Origin of the sequence: Streptomyces sp. NPDC008092 (genome assembly GCF_042957285.1) — a bacterium.
Classification (GTDB): Bacteria; Actinomycetota; Actinomycetes; order Streptomycetales; family Streptomycetaceae; genus Streptomyces.
On sequence record NZ_JBIBHY010000024.1, the window covers coordinates 1 to 561 of the forward strand.

The 561-nt window shown below is 66.8% G+C and carries 1 protein-coding gene and 1 rRNA gene; both read left to right on the top strand.

Going from position 1 to position 561, the window contains the following annotated elements; genetic code table 11:
* Positions 1-92: ribosomal RNA gene (gene rrf / locus ACFZB3_RS46235) — 5S ribosomal RNA — on the top strand; the annotation flags it as partial.
* A gap of 166 nt (positions 93-258) precedes the next feature.
* The coding region (locus tag ACFZB3_RS46240; protein WP_391389162.1) for a hypothetical protein at positions 259-561 on the top strand (303 nt) is incomplete at its 3' end.

Here is a 561-nt window from a genome sequence, read left to right on the forward strand (position 1 = left end):
CGCCCGGTTACATTCCGAACCCGGAAGCTAAGCCTCACAGCGCCGATGGTACTGCAGGGGGGACCCTGTGGGAGAGTAGGACACCGCCGAACAATCTTTGGAAGGACCCCTGGTCCCAGCGTTCAGCTGGGACCAGGGGTCCTTTTGTTTTTACAATGCTTGCGGTACCGAAGACAGGAGTCGCCATGTCCACCAACTCTCCCGACGACCGACCGGAGCGCGACCAGCGGCAACGGGACAGCGGTGACCGCGGCGAGCGTGGCGGACACCGCGGCGACCGTAACGACCGTGGTGATCGCGGCGGTTACGGCCGCCGCGATGACAACCGTGGCGGTGGTGGCGGCGGTTACGGTCGGCGTGACGACAACCGCGGCGGTGGCGGCGGCTATGGCCGTCGGGACGATCGCCGTGATGACCGTCGTGACGACAACCGCGGTGGCGGTGGCGGCGGTTACGGTCGGCGTGACGACAACCGTGGCGGTGGCGGCGGTGGTGGCTACGGTCGACGTGATGACAACCGTGGTTCTCGTCCGGGGTTCCAGCGCGATGATCGTGGTGGTG